Genomic DNA, 19,332 nt, shown 5'->3' on the forward strand with positions numbered 1-19,332 from the left:
CGCTTACTCCGTTTTCACTGCGCCACCACGCTATGGCGGGGTGGCTGCGGGCGTTGATCGCAAAAACGTGCTGCCCAACGCAATCTTGCACAGGACAGGATTGACAACGTTGTCAGACAGGAGTCCAGTGCTCCGGCTGGCGCCTGGGCGCCAGTGCTGATGGGGAGCCGGGGAGGGCGCCACATCGTCGGGAGGGAGGCGGGCATCCGGTGGGGGCCGGGCATCCGTTCTTCGGGCAGTGCGCATGAGCGCGTGCTGCGCCAGCGCATCCGGCGTTCCAGCGTCGTCAGATCCGGCGTTCGAATCCTTTCGATCACGGAGGCGTGTCATGCGCAAGCTGTTAAGGGGTCTTCTATTGCTGGCCATCTGGTCGGCGGCACTGTGGAGCGGAGCGGCCGCCGCGCAAAGCGCGAGCTGCGCGGGTGTGGCGGCGTGGACCGCTACCACTATCTACAACGCAGGCGACAAGATGGTTTACAACAACCATCTGTACCAGGCATCCACGCAGATCTGGAACACGCCGCCGGATTACTGTCCGAGCTGCGGCTGGTACCAGGATCTGGGCCAGTGCGGCTCCAGCAGCAACCAGCCGCCCACGGTCGGCCTCACTTCACCAACCAACGGCGCGACGTTCACCGCCGGCGCCAACATCACGTTGAGCGCCAATGCGAGCGACAGCGACGGCACGGTCAGCAAAGTCGAGTTCTTCAACGGTTCGACTTCGCTGGGCGCGAAGACCGCGACACCGTACTCGGTGACCTGGAGCAACGTGCCGGCCGGCAGCTATACGCTCAAAGCGGTGGCGACCGATAACGGTGGGCTGTCCACCACTTCGTCCACCGTCAGCATCACCGTCAATCCCGTCGGCGGCGGCGACACCACGCCGCCGAGCGTGCCGCAGGGCCTGGCTTCGCCGTCGCAGACGGCCAGCACCGTGTCGCTGAGCTGGAGTGCGTCTACCGACAACAGCGGCGGCAGCGGCGTGGCCGGCTACGACGTGTATCGCAATGGCACCTTGGTCGGCTCCACCTCGACCACCAGCTACACCGACACCGGCCTCGCCGCGAGCACCACCTACAGCTACGCCGTGCGTGCGCGCGACAACGCCGGCAACGCATCCGCGCAGGGTTCGGCGATCAACGCCAAGACCAGTGCGGGCGGCGGCGGTGGCGGCAAGCGGGTGATCGGCTACTTCACCCAGTGGGGCATTTACGGCCGCAACTACCAGGTGAAGAACATTGACACCAGCGGCTCGGCTGCGGTGCTCACGCACATCAATTACGCCTTCGGCAACGTGCGCAACAACAAGTGCGAAGTGGGCGTGACGCAGGCGTCCGATCCGAACACCGGCGTCGGCGGCGATGCGTATGCCGACTACACCAAGTCGTACGACGCCGGCAGCAGCGTCAGCGGCGTCGGCGATACCTGGAACCAGCCGCTGCGCGGCAACTGGAACCAGCTGAAAGAGCTGAAGGCGAAGTATCCCAACCTGAGGGTGCTGATCTCGCTGGGCGGCTGGACCTGGTCGCGCGGCTTCGCCAGCGCGGCGCAGCCGGCCAATCGCCAGGCCTTCGTGGCTTCGTGCGTCGACGCGTACATCAAGGGCAACCTGCCGATCACCGACAGTGCCGGTGGCACGGGCGCGGCGGCGGGCGTGTTCGACGGCATCGATATCGACTGGGAGTATCCGGCCGCGTGCGGCCTGAGCTGCGGCGGCAGCGAAGACACCGCGAACTTCACCGCGCTGTTGGCCGAGTTCCGCCGCCAGCTCGATGCGGTGCGCCCGGGTCTGCTGCTGACCATCGCCGGTGGTGCGGGCGTGGACAAGATCCGCGTCACCCAACCGAACCAGTACGCCGCGTCGATCGACTTCGTCAACCTGATGACGTACGACTTCCACGGCGCCTGGGAAAGCCCGACCAACTTCCATTCCGCGCTGTACAAGCCGGCGGGCGATCCTTCCACCGGCGACGCGGCCAAGTACAACACCAACGACGCCATCCAGGCGCTGATCGCCGCGGGTATGCCGGCCGCCAAGATCAACCTCGGCATCGGCTTCTACGGCCGCGGCTGGAGCAATGTGCCGAACAGCAACAACGGCCTGTTCCAGGCCAGCACCACGGCGGCGCCGGGCACCTACGAGGCGGGCATCGAGGACTACAAGGTGCTCAAGAACCTGGGCTATCCGGGCTACGACGACACCGCTGCCGGCGCGCACTGGATCTTCAACGGCAGCACGTTCTGGAGCTTCGACGATCCGGCCAACATCCAGCGCAAGATGAACTACGTGAAGGCGCAGTCGCTGGGCGGCGCGTTCTCGTGGGAATTCAGCGGCGACGATGCGAACGGCACGCTGATCAAAGCTATTTCAAATGGATTGAAGTAAGCGGGTCGTGCAGAAACGACAAGGCCACCCCGTATATCGGGGTGGCCTTTTTTCGTTCGTCATTCCGGCGCAGGCCGGAATCCAGTAGCGATATCACTGGATTGTCGCGTGGACGACCGTGTGCTGCCTTTTAGAGCGAACGCCGTGGCGATTTCGCCAAACCAAACCGCATCGCTACTGAATTCCGGCCTACGCCGGAATGACGGCAGAGATAGTGAGAAGTGGTTTAGGGGTCAGGCCGAAGCGGCAGCAGCAAACTGGGGAAATCGCGCGCGGATCGCATTGCGTATCCCCGGCAGGTCCAGCCCCGCCATGGTCAGCACTTCCTCGCGGCTGCCGTGCTCCAGATACACGTCGGGCAGGCCCAGGTGCAGGATCGGCAAGGTCACGCCGTGCGCGGCCAGGCACTCGGCCACGCCCGAACCGGCGCCGCCGGCGATGGCGTTGTCTTCCAGCGTGACGAAGGCTTCGTGGGTCTTGGCCAGATCCAGGATCATCGCCTCGTCCAGCGGTTTGACGAAGCGCATGTTGACCAGGGTGGCGTCCAGCTCCGCGGCGATCTCCACCGCCGGCGCCAGCATCGCGCCGAAGCTGAGCAGGGCCAGGCGGCGGCCGCGGCGGCGCAGTTCGGCCTTGCCCAGCGGCAGCGTTTCCAGCTCCTTGCGCAGCGCCACGCCGGGGCCGGAGCCACGCGGATAGCGCACCGCGGCCGGGCCGTCATAGGCGAAGCCGGTGCTGAGCATCATGCGGCATTCGTTCTCGTCCGCCGGCGCCATGATCACCATGTTCGGCAGGCAGCGCAGGAACGAAAGATCGAAGCTGCCCGCGTGGGTGGCGCCGTCCGGGCCGACCACGCCGGCGCGGTCGATCGCGAACGTCACGTCGAGATTCTGCAAGGCCACGTCGTGGATGGCCTGGTCGTAGGCGCGCTGCAGAAAAGTGGAATAGATCGCCACCACCGGCTTGGCGCCTTCGCAGGCCATGCCCGCGGCCAGGGTCACCGCGTGCTGCTCGGCGATCGCCACGTCGAAATAGCGCTGCGGGTACTCCTTGGAGAAGCGCACCAGGCCGGAGCCTTCGCGCATCGCCGGGGTGATGCCGAGCAGGCGCTCGTCGGCGGCGGCCTGGTCGCACAGCCAGTCGCTGAATACGTCGGTATAGCTCGGCTTGGCCGGGCCGGACTTCTTCACCAGGCCGGCCTGCGGATCGAACGGGCCGACTGCGTGGTACTCGATCTGCGCCTGCTCGGCCGGGGCATAGCCCTTGCCCTTGGTGGTGACCACGTGCAGCAGCTGCGGGCCGCGCAGGTCCTTGACCATGCGCAGCGCGTGCAGCAGCTGCGGGATGTTGTGGCCGTCGATCGGGCCGGTGTAGTGGAAGCCCAGTTCCTCGAACAGCGTGCTGGGCACGAACATGCCCTTGGCGTGTTCCTCCCAGCGCTTGAAGAAGCGGCCGAAGAAGGATTGCTTGGGGATCGCGCGCTTGGCCCGTTCGCGCCACGCGTTGAGCGTGTGGCTGGCCATCGCGCGGGCCATCATCTTGGTCAGCGCGCCGACGTTCTCGCTGATCGACATGCCGTTGTCGTTGAACACGACCAGCATGTTCGGCTCCACGTCGCCGCCGTGGTTGAGCGCCTCGAAGGCCATGCCGGCGGTCATCGCGCCGTCGCCGATCACCGCCACTACCTTGCGCGGGTCACCCTTGCGCTGCGCGGCGATAGCCATGCCCAGCGCGGCCGAGATCGAAGTGGAGGAATGGCCGACGCCGAAGGTGTCGTACTCGCTCTCTTCGCGGCGCGGGAACGGCGCCAGGCCGTCCTTCTTCTTGATCGTGGTGATGCGGTCGCGGCGGCCGGTCAGGATCTTGTGCGGATAGCACTGGTGGCCCACGTCCCAGACCAGGCGGTCGCGCGGCGTGTCGAACACGTGGTGCAGCGCCACGGTCAGCTCCACCACGCCCAGCCCGGCCCCGAAATGCCCGCCCGAGCTGGCCACGGACTCGATCAGGTACTGGCGCAGCTCATCGGCGATGACCGGCAGCTCCTCGTCGGACACGCGGCGCAGGTCGGCCGGGGTCTCGATAGGCGCCAGGTGGGGATAGCGGCTAAGAATATTCATAGACGCGTATTGTTGAACCAGCGGGGGGGCGGGGCAAGGGCAGGACGGTGAAGGAACGCTGTCCGAGCGGTTTGGACCCGGGCCGATCTCACGCGGCGCCCACGCCGCGGCGGCCAGTGTGGCTCCATTCAAGCTGAAGGAGCCGGTCATGACACGACAGACGGCGTTCCGCCGCTTCGCCGAGGCCACCGCGCGCTACGCCGGCCGGCCCGCGGCCTTCCTGCTGGCCGTGCTGCTGATCGTGGGCTGGGCGGCCACCGGGCCGATCTTCCACTTCAACGACACCTGGCAGCTGGTGATCAATACCGGCACCACCATCATCACCTTCCTGATGGTGTTCCTGATCCAGAGCACGCAGAACCGCGACACCGCCGCCCTGCAGATCAAGCTGGACGAGCTCATCTGCAGCAGCAAGGCGCACAACGCGCTGTTGAACCTGGAAAACCTGGACGACCAGCAGCTGGAGCGCATCCGCCGCCACTACGCCCGCCTGGCGGAAAGCGCCCGTGACGACCTGAGCCGGTTCGAGGAAGTGGAAGAGGCGGCCCGCGAGCAGGCGCGCCGATAGCAGCGGGGAGCGCCGCCAAGCCGGCGCCCGGCCGCTCAGCCCATCAGATGCCGCCGGTCGCGCGGCAGGTGGCTGACCAGGAATTCCATCTGGTCGGCCAGGATATTGCGGTTGGACAGGATCAGGTGCTCGACCCAGCTCGGCCGGTACGGCACGGCCAGCAGCGGCATATTGGCCTGCTGCGGGGTGCGGTTGCTCTTCTTCAGATTGCAGTGCAGGCAGGCGCTGACCACGTTCTCCCACTCGTCCTTGCCCTTCTTGGAGATCGGCAGCACGTGGTCGCGGGTCAGCTCGCCGCGGCTGAAGTGGTCGCCGCAGTACAGGCAGATATAGCGGTCGCGGGCGAACAGGGCGGTATTGGTGAGGGTCGGCGCCGGGTCCACCGCGTGCTCGCGGCAGTGGCCGGAGCTGGCCACGATCGGGTGCAGCTGCAGCGAGCTGCGCCGGCCCAGGTCGCGGTTATGGCCGCCGTAGACGGTCAGGCAGGGCTCGCCCAGGGTCCAGGCCACGGCGTCGCGGACATACAGGCAGACGGCGTCCTGCCAGCTGATCCAGTCGAGAATGCGGCCCGCCGCATCCAGCGAGAGGATGCGGGTCGAATGCAGATCGGCGACCTTTCCCGGCCCGTCGATCAGCCGCATGGGAACTTCCATCGGCATGTGTTCCGTCCTTCAAGGCGACTCGAGGAGCGTCCAGGCCATTGCAGCGGCGCTGGTTTGCCCGAGCATAAACCATGTTCCGTTGCAAATTGCGTGCAAATGCTTGTCACCGCTGAAAACTGGCCCGCTTGGATGGCCTATTTACGCTTCGCCACGGGCCTGCGATATAGTGGCTGTTCATCTGTAGACCCGACGCCGGGTTTGGGAGGGGAAGCCTGGGTGGCGACCCCGGCACGGCGGGGCAGAGGTAAACGACGTGGCTGAAGTTCTTTTCTACGAGCGCCCGGTGCCGCTCAACCGCACCGAACACAAGAATCTGCGCCTGAAGGGCATCCCCAGCCTGCGTTTCGCGGCCGGCGTGCATTCGGTGCCGCTGACCGGCGTGGAATTCCCCGCCGCGGCGCGTGACCTGCCGATCCTGTTCGCCGGCAGCAGCATGGAAGAAGCCGGCCCGATGGCCCTGCTGGGCCTGCGCCAGAACGAGAACCTGTTCGTCGACGCCAGCGGCCAGTGGGCGGCCAACACCTATGTGCCGGCCTTCGTGCGCCGCTATCCGTTCGTGCTGGCCGAAAAGCCGGCGGGCGAGGAAGGCGACGACTTCACCGTGTTCCTGGACGAGGCCTACGAAGGCTTCGGCAGCGACGAGGGCGAGCGCCTGTTCAAGGAAGACGGCACCGACAGCGAGATGCTGACCAATGCCGTGAACTTCCTCGGCGAGTTCCAGCAGCACGTGGGCCGCACGCAGTGGTTCATGGAGCAGGTCCGCAAGCACGACCTGCTCGAGCCGCGCAACATCCGCCTGGAGAAGGACGGCAAGGCGATCAACCTCAATGGCCTGTACGTGATCAGCGAGGAAAAGCTGCGCAAGCTCGACGCCAAGACCTCGCAGGAGTTCCTGCAGGAAGGCGTGTTCGGCTGGATCTATGCCCACCTGCTGTCGCTGTCCAACATCGACCGCGTGGCGCAGCGCCTGGACCTGCTCGAGCAGGTCGAGACCAAGGCCACCAAGAACTGAGCGCGCTTCGGCGCGAGCGAAGAAACGGCACCCTCGAGGTGCCGTTTTTTTTTGCGCGCGCGCTCAGGGCCTGACCGCGATCACCTCGATCTCGACCCGGTATCCCGGATTGCCCAGCGCCGCGACCTGGAATGCCGAGCGTGCCGGCAGCTTTGGCTGTTCCCTGGTGCCGAAGAACTGGCGGTAGCCGGCCATGAAGCCGGCGAAGTCCATGTGTCCGCCGTGAGCTTCATCGCCGACCAGGAACACCTGCATCTTCACCACGTCGCCCATGCCCATGCCCATGCCCTTGAGTTGTTTCTCGATGGCGGCGAGCACGCCGATCGTCTGCGTTTTCGTATCGCCGTACGCGGCCGCCGAATCCTTTGGCGCGTTCGGATCGGTTGCCGGTGGCACGTTGCCGCTCACGTACACGATGGCCTTGCCGGCCGGCACTTCGACCGCGGCGGAAATCGGGAAGTCGCTGTCCGGAATCTTGTAGCGCTTCACTTCCTGCGCCTGCGTGGCCGTGGCAGCAGCGAGCAGCAAGAGGGCGAAGGCGTGGCGGGATGCCTGGTGCATGGGGAAAGCTCCTGTGGGAGATGAAATCAACGGCGCATCGCGGCGATGTCGTCGGCGCCGATGCTATCGGTGTACTGGTTGCCGAAATGCGTGCGGATGTAGTTGATCACGCCGGCGATCTGCGCGTCGCTGAGTCCTGCATCGCGCACGAAGCGATCTTCGCCATCCGGCGGGGGCTTGAACGAAGGCATGTCACGCCGGCCATGCAGGATCACCGCTGCCATGTACTGCGGCGAGGCCAGGCGCGGATTGCCGGTCAGCGCCGGATACGTGCCTGCGCCCCGTGCACCCTTGGCGTCGGGCATATGGCAGCCCTGGCAGATGCCGCGGAACACGGCCTCGCCGTCGGCGGCGACCAGCCGCTCACGCGCATGCACGGCATGATCGGACGACTGCGCCCGCGCCGTACCCGCGGCGAGCAGCAGAACGGCGCCGCTCAAAGCGAGCCGAAGACATCGGTTGTTTCGTTGCATCAGGTGCCTCCTGTCGCGCGTCGATGGATACGTTCGATGGCGTCCAGCGCGGACGTCACCGCGCCTTCCTGCCAGGCCGGCAGATACGAAGCGTGCTCGCCGGCCAGCACGATGCGGCCGTCGAGCTGGCACAGGTTGTCGTAGTGGCGTTCGCGCGCCTGCTCGGACCACACGCCGAAACAGCCAAGGGTGAACGGCGAGCGATGCCAGCCCACGGCGACGCCGTGCTCGAATTCGTCGCGGTACTGCGGATGGATCCGGCTGCCGTAGTCCACCGCCTTGCGCACGCGTTCCTCCGGTGTCATCGCGGTGAACTGGTAGGCGTCGAGTCCCCACATATAGGCGCCCAGCAGCACGCCCTTGCCGCCGCCGTGGAAGCCGGTGCTGGGATAGCTGATATTGGCGATCGGCAGGTCGGTGTAGGTGATGCCGCCGTAGATGTGCTCGTCCTGTTCCCAGAAGCGCCGCTTGAACTGCAGGCCGATCTTTACCGAGGCGGCATAGGGTACCGCCGCGATCGCCTCGGCCATGGCCGATGACACCTTGAGCGGCAATTGCCCGAGGATCGACAGCGGAATGGTGCATACGCACCAGTCCGCGCTCGCCGTATGGGTGGTGCCGGGCGCGCCCGCGTCTTCATAGGCGACGGTGACGCCGCGTTCGTCCTGCTCGATGGCGGTGACCTTCGCGCCGTAGCGGACCACGCTCTTCAGCTCGCGGCCGAAGGCCTCGCCGATCCGCCCCATGCCGCCCACCGGCTGGAACAGCGTGGTCTGGAACTCGTAGATCTCGCCGGCCACCAGGTGGCTCCACAGGCGCGAACCCAGCACGTCCTTCAGCCCCAGTGGCGTGGATGGCACCGGCCTGGCGGAGAGGCCGCCGCCCGCATCGCGGTCGTAGCCGCGCCGGTTGCTGCTCGCTTCGCCGCGAGCGTAGGCGAACTGCTTGTCCAGCGCGCCCCAATCGCGCAGCGATTCCAGCAGCAGTTCCTGGTCCTCTTTCGTCACGGCCTGGTCCAGCTGCCCTTGCCGCGTGCACTTGGCGAGCAGCTCGGCCACGTGGCCGCGGTAGTCGGCGTTGATCTCGCGATAGCGTCGCGGCTTGCCGCCGAAGGCGTTCGTGCTGTGCAGGTAAGCGTTGTGGTTGACCTGCACGAACGGTTCCAGCGGCACCCCCAGTTTTCGGCAATAGGACAGGATGCCGTGGTGGTGATACGGCAGGCGCCATGGCCCTGGATTGAGATACAAGCCGTCGTCGAACTGGCAGTGCTGGGTGAAGCCGCCCAGCTCGGTGAAGCGGTCGCCGCCACGCAGCGACCAATTGCGGCCGCCGGGCCGCTGGTTGTACTCGAGCACCTGCACCTGGTAGCCGGCCTGGCGCAACTCGTAGGCCGCGACCATGCCGGCGATGCCGGCGCCGAGCACCAGTACGGACGCGCCACGCGGCGCGCCCTCCAGCGGCGGTGCGCCGCGAAAGGTTGACTCGGCCGCCAGGCCCAGGCTGCTCATCGCCTGGTACATCGCCGCGCTGCCGGCGGCGGTGCCGATCATGCGCAGCAGGTCGCGCCGCTTCATCGAGCGCGGGGCATCGCCCGCGCGGTAAGGCTGTTCATCGTGCATCGATCACCTCTGACCTTGGATACGGAATGCCGCGAGGGCAGCTCGTTGCACCCCTCCGCGCACGCCGGCGCGGAGGGGATACCGTCAGAAGCGATAGGCGACCTTGCCGTACCAGTAGCGGCCGTTGAAACCGAACGGCGACAGCGAGGAATACTGCAGGCCGTCGGCGCGGTCCTCGTATACGTTGGCCAGCGAAGCCTTGGTCGGGTACTGGTTGGTGAGGTTGTCCACACCAGCGGTGAAGGTCCATGCCTGCCATGCGTAGCTGGCACTCAGGTCCAGCAGCCAGCGCGAGGCGAACTTCTGGTCCTGGCTGCCGTCGTCGGCATCGCCGCGACGGATCACCGAGCCGTAGCGCGTCAGGTTGGCATGCAGGCCGAAGCCCTGGAGCTGCCAGTCGCCGCTGAACACGTACTTGGTGCGCGGCGTGGACGCGGTCAGCAGGCCTTCGCTGGCGCGGCCGAACGCTGGCGTGGAGACTTCCAGCACCTTGGTCTTGTTGTAGTTGCCGCTGGCGGTGAGGTTGAGCCGGCCCCAGCCGTCCAGGTCCATCCGATAGTTGGCGATCAGGTCCGCGCCGCGCGTGCGCGTGGTGGCGCCGTTGACGAAGAACTGCGCGCCGGTGACCTGGCTGTTGGGGATGCTCACGGCGATCTGGTCCGAATACAGGATCGCGTTGGCCACGCGCACCTGGTACAGATCCAGCGTCGCGCTGAAATCGTCCCACGGTTGCCATACCGCGCCGAGACCGTAGTTGGTCGACTTCTCCGGCTTCAGCGCCTTGGCCCCGAGTGCGATCGCCACCGGATCGGAAGTGCGGTAAGTACCGATCTGCGCGAGCGTGCCGTTCTGGATCAGGGTTACCACCGACTCGTAGTTCTGCTGCGCCAAGGACGGTGCACGGAAGCCGTTGGAAGCGGTGCCGCGCAGGGCGAACGTGTCGGTGAACTGGTAGCGCGCGGAGAGCTTGCCCGAACGGGTGGAACCGGCATCGCTGTAGTGCTCGTAGCGGCCGGCCAGGCCCGCGGAAAGCTTGCTGGTCAGGTCCGTTTCAAGATCCACATAAGCCGCCTCGCTGTGGCGGCCGAAGCTGCCGGCGACCTGCGGCGTCAGGCCCGGGAACACCTGCGAACCACCGGCGTATGGCGTGGTGCTGCCGGGAATCAGGGTAGTGGGTTCGAAGAAATAGGAATCCGGATCGCCCGCGTCGATCACGTAGGTTTCCTTGCGGTATTCCGCACCGAACGCCAGCGTCACCGGATTGGGCAGGAAGCCGACGTGCACATCCTTGCTCAGGTCCAGGTTCGCCACGCTCTGCTTGTTGCGGAAGGTGCCGGCGTTGAAATACGTCGGCGAGTAGCCGTGCGTGTAGTACAGGTTGGTGTTGACGCTGTTGGCGATGTCGAACGCCAGGTTGTTCTCACCGTGGTCGGCCGAGAAATCCCAGTGCCAACCGCTCGCGGTGGTGCCGCGCAGGCCCAGTACCGCGGCGATGTCGTTGCTGTGGTTGACGATCTGCGGCAGAAAGCCGTTCGGATAGAGCGCCGGCACGTTGCGGGCGGAGTTGTAGGCGCGGTAATAGCCGTTGGAGGTCACGTCGCGCTTGCTGCCGTTGATGTATCCGTACAGCTCGACGCCCGAGGTGATCTGGTAGCCGAAGTTGAGCAGCAGCTGGTAGGTCTTGACCGCCGGGTCGCCGTAGCGCTCGTACGGAATGCCGCTCGGATTCGGCGCGCCCGCCAGCGTGGTGGACTTGTCGCGATTCTCCGCGCGGTTGGTGTTCATGGCGTTCTGGTAGTTCCACGCCACCCGCATCCAACCCGGCGCGTTGCCGCCGGTGCCGCCGAGTGGAATGCCCATGCTGCCCTGCACACCGTTCTGCGCGCCGTCGCCCTTGTCCATGCGACCGCCGTTGGCGGTCACGCTGTTGCCGCCTTCGGCGCCGCCGCGCTTGAGCACCACGTTGATCACGCCGGCGATGGCGTCGGAGCCGTACTGCGCTGCCGCACCATCGCGCAGCACCTCGATGTGATCGATCGCGGCGATCGGAATCGAGTTCAGATCCACCGGCGCCGAACCGCGGCCGATCGCCGAGTTGTAGTTGACCAGGCTGGTGGTGTGATAGCGCTTGCCGTCGACCAGCACCAGCACCTGGTCCGGCGACATGCCGCGCAGGCTCGCCGGCCGGATCGCGTCGTTGCCGTCGTTGATGGCGGGGCGGGGGAAGTCCAGCGAAGGGAGCAGGCTGCTCAGGGCGCTGGCCAGGTCGGTACTGCCGGTGGCGTTGAGATCCGCGGGGGTCAGTACGTCGATCGGTGCGAGGGACTCGGAAGCGGTGCGGTCGGTGCTGCGCGTGCCGGTGACAACGACTTGCTGGAGCTGCTTGGCCTTCTCGGGCGATGCCGGATCGGCGGTGGGAGTTTCATCGGCCCAGGCCGTCGAGGCGGCGAGGGCGTTCATACAACAAAGAGGTACCAGCGCGGCCGCCGGCAGGCGCCGCTTGAGTCGTTTGGTCATTGCGAATTTCCCCGGTCAGGCAGTCAGTGGCGGGCTCCATGCCTGGATCTTGCGTCGCAGCAAATCCTCCCCAGCGCTGCGACGGTTTGAGGCTAAGCGCGATTGCTGCGGTGCGTCAACATCTGGTCATTCGCGTGTAAATGCGCTGTAATCATCGGCCCGGTCCGTTTTTTGCGGCGCAGCAGAATTTTACGTTTCCGCCAGACCTAAGCGCGGTCTAAGACGCGCCCTGGAAGATGCGGCAGATGCGATATCTCCCCTTGCATCGTCGGTGGCTCGATCGATGCCGCGCCATTCTTGCTGCCGCCTTCGTCGCGCTCACCGGTTGCGCGCACTACCAGGCACGGCCCATCGATCCCGCCGCCACCGCCGCGCAGTGGCAGGCCCGCCGCCTGGACGATCCGGCACTCGCCGCGCGCCTGGCGCCGGCGCTGCGGGAGGCTTGGCCGCCCGCACGCTACGGCCGCGGCGAACTGTTGCTGGCCGCGCTGGTGCTCAATCCCGATCTGGCCGAAGCACGCGCGCATCTGGCCGAAGCCGATGCCGCGGTACGCACGGCAAAAGCGTTGCCGAATCCCTCGGTGAACCTCGCGCTGGAGCGCTACACCCAGGACCAGGCCGGCAGCAGTCCGTGGCTGTGGGGCGTGAGCACCAACTGGCTGATCGATACCGCCGTGCGCCGCCGCCTGCGCGCGGACCTGGCCGATGCGGGCGTGCGCGCCGCGCGGCTCGATTACGCCGAGAAAGTGTGGGACGTGCGCCGCAACTTGCGCGCGGCCCTGGCCGACGTACTGCTGGGCGACCGCCAGCATGCGTTGGCCGACGATGCGGTGACCAAGGCGACCGCGCTGCAGGCAGCACAAGAGCACCGCCGCGCACTGGGCGAAGCGATGCCGGCGGACGTGCTGCAGGTGGCGCTCGTGCTGGCGCAGGCGCGCGATGCCTCCGCCGCTGCCGCGCAGCGCGTGGCCGATGCGCGTGCACGGCTGGCCCGCGCGGTGGGTGTGCCGGTGCACGCGCTGGATGGTGTCGCACTCGCCTGGGACGATCTCGAATCGCCACCGGACCCGCCGGCCGCCAGACTCGGCGAACTCGCCGCGCAGGCACGCCTCTCGCGCCCCGATCTGGAACGCGCGCTGGTCGACTACGCCAGCCGCGAAACCGAACTGCGCCAGCAGGTGCGCATGCAATACCCGCAGATCAGCATCGGCCCCGGCTACACGTACGACCACGGCGTGCGCAAACTGCAATTCAGTCTCGGCGCCACGCTGCCGCTGTTCGACCAGAACCAGGGGCCGATCGCCGAAGCCGAAGCGCGGCGCGAAGTCGCCGGCCGCCATATCGAAACGGTCCAGGCCAGCATCGACAGCGAGATCGATGGCGCCGCCGCCAGGCTTGCCGCCGCACGCCAGGCGCTGGACGCCGCGGCACATGGACACGCTGCCGCCGCCCGCCTGCAGCAGCAGACTGCCACCGGCTACGCGCACGGCGAGGACGACCGCATCGCCGTGCTCAATGCACAACTGGCCGCCGTCACCGCCGCACAGGCGCAACTCACCGCCGCCGGCCAGGCCCAGCAGGCGCTGGGCGCGCTGGAAGACGCCGTACGCACACCGCTGGAAGGCAACGAGGCCGAGTTGCTGCGCGCAGCGGGCCATGCTGGAGATTCGCCATGATCGCCGTTCGTCTATTGCTGCTTGCATCGCTCGCGCTGCCCATTGCCGACGCTGCGGCGACCGAGGTCGATGCCGCCACGCAGACGCGCCTCGGCCTCGCGCTGGTCGAGCTGCGCGCCGCGCAGGCGCCGGTCGAGCTGGCGGCCACCGTCGAAGTACTGGATCCGTCCACGCTGGCGAAAACGGCTGACGATATCGCCGCGCTGCAGGCGACCGCGGATGCCTCGAATGCAGAGGCGCGCCGCGTGCAGGCGCTGTTCGCGGCCGACGGCAATATGTCGCGCAAAGCGGTCGAGGCCGCGCGCGCTCAGGCAGCGGTCGATCAAGCGAAGTTGCAGCAGGTGCGCACCCAGTTGCGCATGGATTGGGGCAGCGCCATCGCCGCGCTGGATGCGCAGGCGCTGCATGCGCGCGCCGAAAGCCTGCTGGACGGGCGCATGGCGTGGCTCAAGGCCGAACCGCTGGCCGTACCCGCCGCCGGATTCCAGGCCGCCGGTGCACTGCTGCGGCCGGGCGATGTCACGGCGCGCGTGCTCGGACCGCTGCCACGCAGCACCTCGGGTCTGGCCGGCGGCTGGCTGCTCGAAGCGCCGGGCGCAGGCCTGATGCCGGGCATGACGCTCACCGCGCGGATGCGCGGCGCCGCTGCCGGCGCCACCGGCGTGCTGCTGCCGCGTAGTGCCGTGGTGCGCTGGAACGGCCTGGCCTGGGCCTACGTCGCCACCGACGCCACGCATTTCGAACGCCGCGCGGTAAACGCGCTGGCGATCACCGCCGAGGGCTGGATCGTCGGCGCGCCGTTCAAGCCCGGCGAGAAAGCCGTGGCGCGCGGCGCGGAAACGTTGATCGCGCTCGACGCGGCGCCGCCCGCGGCCGACAAGGCGGAAGAAGACTGAGCCATGCTGACCTTCATCGTCCGCAGCGCGCTGCGTCATCCGTGGTGGGTAGCCTTGCTGGCCGCGCTGTTGCTGGCGGTCGGCGTCGCGCACCTGCGCAGCGCGCGCTACGACGTGTTCCCCGATTTCGTACCGGCCCAGCTCACCATCCAGGTCGAAGCGCCCGGCTTCACCGCGCTGCAGGTGGAACAGCGCGTGACGCAGCCGGTCGAGAACGCCGTCAACGGCGGCACCGACGTCGAGGTGGTGCGCTCGCAGTCGATCCAGGGCCTGGCGGTGATCACCGCGGTGTTCAAGCAAGGCAGCGATCCGTTCCGCGATCGCCAGCTGCTGGCCGAGCGCATCACCGAAGCGGCCGCGCGGCTGCCGCAGGGCGTGCAGGCGCCGACCATCAGCCCGATGGTGTCCTCCACCATGGACCTGCTGAAGTTCGGCCTGCTCAGCGACAGGCTCGATCCGCTGGCGCTGCGTTCGCTGGCCGACTGGACGGTGAAGCCGCGCCTGCTCGCCGTAGCCGGCGTGGCCGACGTCACCGTGTTCGGCGGCGGCGTGCGCGAGTGGCAGGTGCGCGTGCATCCGGATCGGCTCGCCGCATTCGGCCTCACGCTGGAAGACGTGCGCGTAGCCGCCGCGGCGGCCAGCGGCGTGCGCGGCGCCGGCTATGTCGATACGCCCGCGCAGCGCGTGGTGCTGGAAGCGGACGGCGCGCTCGCCACCCCGGCGCAACTCGGCCAGGCGGTGATTACGCAGCACGCAGGGCGCAACGTCACGCTGGCCGACGTGGCGGATGTCGCCGCACAGCCGGCGCCCGCGTTCGGCGACTCGCGCATCATGGCCAAGCCCGGCGTGCTGATCGCGCTGAACAGCCAGTACGGCGCCAATACGCTGGAAGTCACGCGGGCGGTGGAAGCCGCGCTGGACGAGCTCAAGCCGATGCTCGCCGCGCAAGGCGTGACGATGATCTCCTCGTTGCACCGTCCGGCCACCTTCGTGGAAGTCGCGCTGGCGAACATGCGCGGTGCGCTGCTGCTCGGTGCGCTGCTGGTGCTGGCGGTGCTGGTGCTGTTCCTGCGCGACTGGCGCACCGCGCTGATCTCGTTCTTGAGCATTCCGTTGTCGCTCGCCGTCGCGGTGATGCTGTTCCCCTGGTTCGGCTGGACCATCAACACCATGACCCTGGGCGGTCTGGCGGTGGCGCTGGGCGTGGTGGTGGACGACGCCATCATCGACGTGGAGAACGTGATGCGCCGCCTGCGCCGCGCCGGCGCCGCGGCCGAGCGTGCGCAGGTGATCCTCGAAGCCTCGCTGGAAGTGCGCCGCCCGGTGGTGCTGGCCACCGTGGTGGTCGGCCTGGTGTTCCTGCCGATCCTGCTGCTGCCGGGCCTGCAGGGCAGTTTCTTCGCGCCCCTGGCCGGCGCCTTCCTGCTGGCCACGTTCGCTTCGCTGCTGGTGGCGCTGACGGTGACGCCGGCGCTATGCCTGCTGCTGCTGCGTGCCGACCGGCGCCATCGCGAGCCGCGCTGGCTCAAGCGCGCGAAGCTGGCGCAGCACCGGCTGCTGGAACGCGCCATGCCGCACGGCCGCGCGTGGCTGATCGGCGCGCTGCTGCTGGGCGCGGCGGCAGTGGCGGTGTTGCCGCTGTTCGGCGCGGCGCTGTTGCCGGAGTTTCGCGAAGGGCATTTCGTGATCCAGCTGCAGGGCCCGAGCGGCACCTCGCTGGAAGAGATGACGCGGATCGGCGAGCGCATGGGCAAGGACGTGCTGGCGATTAAAGGCGTCGCCACCGTGTCGCAGCAGGTCGGCCGCGCCGAGATGGTGCAGGACAGCTGGCCGCCCAACCAGAGCGAATTCCATGTCGAGCTGAAGCCGGGGCTGGGTGCCGCCGAGCAGATCCGCATCGAGACCGCGCTGAAGAACGTGGTCGATGGTTATCCGGGCTTCGGCGGCGAGGTGGTGACCTTCCTCGGCGACCGCATCGGCGAATCGCTGTCGGGCGAAACCGCGCCAGTGAGCATCAGCATCTACGGCAACGAGCTGGACACGCTCGACCAGCTCGCCACCAAGGTGAAGCAGGCCATGCAAACTGTGCCGGGCAACGGCAAGGTGCGCCTGTCGGACGCGCCGACCGTGCCGACCCTGCGCATCGCCCCGCAACCGGAACGCCTCGCGGCCTATGGCCTGCGCATGACCGACGTGCTCGACGCGGTGGCCGCCGCGCACCAGGGCGTGCTGGCCGGCGAAGTGTTCGACGGCGTGCAGCCGATCGCCATCCGCCTGCGCCTCGATCCGTCGGCGCAGCGCGATCCGGAGACCGTAGGCCAGTTGCTGCTGCGCAGCCCGGCCGGACGCAACGTGCCGCTGTCATCGGTGGCCGACACGGACCTGCTCGAAGGCCGTGCCAACGTGCTGCACGAAGGCGGCCGCCGCCGGCTGGTGCTGGCGGTGTATCCGGCCACGGCCGACGTGGTGGGCTTCGTCGAGCTGGCGCGTACCGCGCTGGCGAAGAGCGTGCCGTTGCCGGCCGGCTATTACCTGGAGTTCGGCGGCACCGCGGAAGGTGCCACCCAGGCGCGCCACGATCTGCTGCTGCATGGCGGGCTGGCCGGTGTCGGCATCGTCGCGCTGCTGCTGGCGGCGTTTCCGGATCGCCGCAGCGTGGCGCTGGTGCTGGCCAACGTGCCGTTCGCACTGGTGGGCGGGGTGATCGCCGCGGGCCTGACCGGCGCGGTGCTGTCGATCGGCGCGCTGGTGGGTTTCGTCACGCTGTTCGGCATCTCCGCGCGCAACAGCATCATGCTGGTGTCGCACTACGAGCATCTGGTGCGCGAGGAGGGTGCGCACTGGAATCGCTACACCGTGCTGCGCGGCGCGCGCGAGCGGCTGACGCCGATCCTGATGACCGCCCTGGTGACCGCGCTCGGCCTGCTGCCGCTGGCGCTGGGCAATGGCGAGCCGGGGCGCGAGGTGGAGGGGCCGATGGCGATCGTGATCCTCGGCGGCCTGGCCAGCTCGACGCTGCTGAACCTGCTGCTGCTGCCGGCGCTGGCCGGACGCTATCTGCGCCTGGTCAAGCCCTAGCGCGCCTCAGCGCACCGGTTTGGCCAGGCGCAGCAGGTCGGCGCCGTAGCCGGCTTCCTCGTAGATCTTGCGTGCACGTTCGTTGCCCGGGAACACGGCCAGCGTGATCAGGTGGCAGCGGTGTTCGCGGGCCCAGGTTTCGGCATGCTCGAGCAGGGCACGGCCCACGCCCTGGCCTTCGTGGGTGTGCGCGACGGCGAGGTCGGAGATGTGGCAGTTCACGCGCCCGGTGAAGTAGTCCTGGGTTTTCTGCAGGTGGACGAAGCCGACCGGGCTGCCGTCGTCGTCTTCGGCGACGAACAGGAAGCTGTTGGCCGGTTGTTCTTCGAGGTGGCGGCTGAGGTCTTTGCGGATGCCGTCGATGCATTCGTGGCGTTTGCGCCAGCCAGGCAGGTGGAAGTCGACGAAGCGGGGGACCAGGCCGAGGATGAATTCGTCGTCGTCGTCGGCTAGGCGGATCAGGAACGTCGGGTCGCTCATGCGCTTGGGCGTCTTGGGAACCGGGTTCCGGTTCTACACCTGTTGTGCGGGTCGGCGGAAGTCCCGCCTTTCCTCTTCTCCGCTCCGAGGAGGGCTGGCTGGGGTTTGGCTCGCCGCTCCCTACTCGTCATTCCGGCGTAGGCCGGACGAGCGCGTAGCGCGAAGAACGCCCGCAGGGCGGCCCCGAAGGGGTGAGCGAAGCGAATCATCCAGTAGCGGTGGCGCTCGATGTTGTGCTGTCGCACATGGGTCTCGCCTTTGGCGAGTGTTTCGCCCCGCTGCCGCGGGGCGAGTTACTTTCTCTTGCTTGCCCAAAGTCAAGTCTATATAAACTTTTCTCATAGGCGGTTTCAACTGGTCGATGCAACAACTTCCCGCAGCTTCTCGACCGGAGTCAAGAAACCCAGCGTCTTGCGTGGCCGTTCGTTGAGTTCACGCGCCACCTTGTTCAACTGCGCCTGAGTCAGCGACGTCAGATCCATGCCCTTGGGAAAGTATTGCCGCAGTAATCCATTGGTATTCTCGTTGCTTCCGCGCTGCCAAGGACTATGGGGATCACAAAAGTAGACCTGCATGTCGGTCGCCAGGCTGAAGTCCTTATGCCGCGACAGTTCCTTACCCCGGTCCCAGGTCAGCGATCGCCGCAGTTCGGCGGGCAGTTTGCCGATCATGCGCTTGAGCGCCCCCACCACTTCCTGCGTGTGTTTGCTGGACACCTTCGCCAGCATCACGTAGCGCGTCTGACGCTCCACCAGCGTGGCGATATGGCTGTTATGGCTCCCTGACAGCAGATCGCCCTCCCAGTGGCCGGGCACCGCGCGGTCCTGGGCTTCAGCCGGCCGTTCGCTGATCGATACCGCATCTAGGATCTTTCCGCGGCCATCTACACTTCTTGCCGCCTTGGATTGCCGCATCAGCCGCTCAAAGCGCAGATGCGACATCAGCTCCTTTTTCAGGGCGCCGCGCGATTGGACGTACAGGCTTCGGTAGATCGTTTCGTGCGACACACGCATCGTCTCGTCGTGGGGATACGTTCGTTTGAGCCATCGTGCAATCTGTTCGGGCGACCAGTTCCGCTTGAGCCTGGTGGCCACTATCCGCTGCAGCCTGGGCCGGCTCGCCAGCACGCAACGCTTGGGACGTTGTGCATTCTGCCAGGCTCGCCTATCCGCCGATTCGGCGCGGTAGTGCTCTCGCCCGCCATGGCGCTTGACCTCCCGGCTGATCGTCGACGCCGGCCGCTCTAACTCCCGAGCGATCTGTCGCAACGATTGGCCCCGGGCCAAT

At 67.4% G+C, this 19,332-nt stretch carries 14 protein-coding genes; 6 read left to right on the forward strand and 8 right to left on the reverse strand.

Annotated features, from left to right (window positions below):
- Positions 1–328 precede the first annotated feature (328 nt).
- Entirely contained in the window at positions 329–2,386 is a 2,058-nt protein-coding gene (locus tag AB4083_RS14040) for a glycosyl hydrolase family 18 protein (RefSeq protein WP_441608638.1), read from the forward strand.
- Between the two features lie 233 nt (positions 2,387–2,619).
- On the opposite strand, the gene dxs is transcribed toward AB4083_RS14040, so the two are convergent.
- Positions 2,620–4,503, reverse strand: a complete 1,884-nt coding sequence (dxs, locus tag AB4083_RS14045) for a 1-deoxy-D-xylulose-5-phosphate synthase (protein ID WP_441608640.1) — start codon at positions 4,501–4,503, stop codon at positions 2,620–2,622.
- Between the two features lie 148 nt (positions 4,504–4,651).
- Between dxs and AB4083_RS14050 the strand changes: the two genes are divergently transcribed.
- Positions 4,652–5,071: a low affinity iron permease family protein gene (locus tag AB4083_RS14050; RefSeq protein ID WP_441608642.1), complete on the forward strand. Its 420-nt coding sequence runs from the start codon at positions 4,652–4,654 to the stop codon at positions 5,069–5,071.
- A 35-nt stretch (positions 5,072–5,106) separates the two neighbouring features.
- Here the strand turns inward: AB4083_RS14050 and AB4083_RS14055 are convergent, their stop codons facing one another.
- Positions 5,107–5,730, reverse strand: a complete 624-nt coding sequence (locus AB4083_RS14055) for an HNH endonuclease (RefSeq protein ID WP_441608644.1) — start codon at positions 5,728–5,730, stop codon at positions 5,107–5,109.
- Positions 5,731–5,986: 256 nt separating this feature from the next.
- Here AB4083_RS14055 and AB4083_RS14060 point away from each other — a divergent pair, with 256 nt between their 5' ends.
- Positions 5,987–6,745 carry a SapC family protein gene (locus AB4083_RS14060; RefSeq protein ID WP_441608646.1) on the forward strand — a complete coding sequence of 253 codons (759 nt, stop codon included), beginning with the start codon at positions 5,987–5,989 and terminating at the stop codon, positions 6,743–6,745.
- 63 nt (positions 6,746–6,808) lie between these two features.
- Here the strand turns inward: AB4083_RS14060 and AB4083_RS14065 are convergent, their stop codons facing one another.
- The 4 genes from AB4083_RS14065 to AB4083_RS14080 all read right to left on the reverse strand — a co-directional run bounded on the left by AB4083_RS14065 (position 6,809) and on the right by AB4083_RS14080 (position 11,858).
- Entirely contained in the window at positions 6,809–7,306 is a 498-nt protein-coding gene (locus tag AB4083_RS14065; RefSeq protein WP_441608648.1) for a RidA family protein, read from the reverse strand.
- A 26-nt stretch (positions 7,307–7,332) separates the two neighbouring features.
- Entirely contained in the window at positions 7,333–7,779 is a 447-nt protein-coding gene (locus AB4083_RS14070) for a c-type cytochrome (RefSeq protein ID WP_441608650.1), read from the reverse strand.
- The gene (locus tag AB4083_RS14075) at positions 7,779–9,353 is read right to left on the reverse strand and encodes a flavin monoamine oxidase family protein (protein WP_441608666.1); all 1,575 of its coding nucleotides are present in this window, start codon (positions 9,351–9,353) and stop codon (positions 7,779–7,781) included. The genes AB4083_RS14070 and AB4083_RS14075 overlap by 1 nt, the downstream gene beginning before the upstream one ends.
- Positions 9,354–9,482: 129 nt before the next feature.
- On the reverse strand, positions 9,483–11,858 hold the full coding sequence (locus tag AB4083_RS14080) for a TonB-dependent receptor plug domain-containing protein (RefSeq protein ID WP_441608668.1): 2,376 nt from the start codon (positions 11,856–11,858) through the stop codon (positions 9,483–9,485).
- 302 nt (positions 11,859–12,160) lie between these two features.
- On the opposite strand from AB4083_RS14080, the gene AB4083_RS14085 reads away from it, so the two are divergent.
- The 3 genes from AB4083_RS14085 to AB4083_RS14095 are packed head-to-tail and all read left to right on the forward strand — an operon-like array spanning position 12,161 to position 17,565.
- On the forward strand, positions 12,161–13,591 hold the full coding sequence (locus AB4083_RS14085) for a TolC family protein (protein WP_441608652.1): 1,431 nt from the start codon (positions 12,161–12,163) through the stop codon (positions 13,589–13,591).
- The gene (locus AB4083_RS14090; RefSeq protein ID WP_441608654.1) at positions 13,588–14,487 is read left to right on the forward strand and encodes a hypothetical protein; all 900 of its coding nucleotides are present in this window, start codon (positions 13,588–13,590) and stop codon (positions 14,485–14,487) included. The genes AB4083_RS14085 and AB4083_RS14090 overlap by 4 nt, the downstream gene beginning before the upstream one ends.
- Positions 14,488–14,490: 3 nt before the next feature.
- Entirely contained in the window at positions 14,491–17,565 is a 3,075-nt protein-coding gene (locus tag AB4083_RS14095; RefSeq protein ID WP_441608656.1) for an efflux RND transporter permease subunit, read from the forward strand.
- A gap of 6 nt (positions 17,566–17,571) precedes the next feature.
- Here AB4083_RS14095 and AB4083_RS14100 read toward each other — a convergent pair whose 3' ends face one another.
- Together AB4083_RS14100 and AB4083_RS14105 are read right to left on the reverse strand one after the other, a co-directional pair.
- Positions 17,572–18,045, reverse strand: a complete 474-nt coding sequence (locus AB4083_RS14100) for a GNAT family N-acetyltransferase (protein ID WP_441608657.1) — start codon at positions 18,043–18,045, stop codon at positions 17,572–17,574.
- A 350-nt stretch (positions 18,046–18,395) separates the two neighbouring features.
- Positions 18,396–19,332: IS30 family transposase (locus AB4083_RS14105; RefSeq protein ID WP_441608659.1), on the reverse strand; the 937-nt coding region annotated here is incomplete at its 5' end.

The organism is Dyella sp. 2RAB6, from assembly GCF_052115385.1.
In the GTDB taxonomy this organism is placed as follows: Bacteria; Pseudomonadota; Gammaproteobacteria; order Xanthomonadales; family Rhodanobacteraceae; genus Dyella_D.